Source organism: Paraburkholderia sp. SIMBA_030 (genome assembly GCF_046535245.1).
Taxonomy (GTDB): Bacteria; Pseudomonadota; Gammaproteobacteria; order Burkholderiales; family Burkholderiaceae; genus Paraburkholderia.
The window spans coordinates 1-236 of sequence record NZ_JAWRXB010001649.1; the positions used below are offsets into that span (position 1 = coordinate 1).

General features: G+C 48.7%; 1 pseudogene. It reads right to left on the reverse strand.

From position 1 onward, the window contains the following. Positions 1-236 (reverse strand): annotated as a pseudogene (locus SB772_RS45610) (RNA degradosome polyphosphate kinase); the annotation flags it as partial.

Consider the following 236-nt stretch of genomic DNA (forward strand, 5'->3'; position numbering starts at 1 on the left):
GTGCTTTGACCGTATCGCTGAACAATATGTCGATGATGTCCAGCACCCGCTGCTTCAGGCGCGGATCGAGCAGCGGTGTCGCCACTTCAATACGATAATCAATATTGCGCGTCATCCAGTCGGCGGAAGAAAGGTAGACCTTTTTATCGCCGCCATTTTCAAAAATATAAACCCGGTCATGTTCAAGGTAACGGTCAACAATACTGATGGCACGAATGTTGTCGCTAATGCCTTCC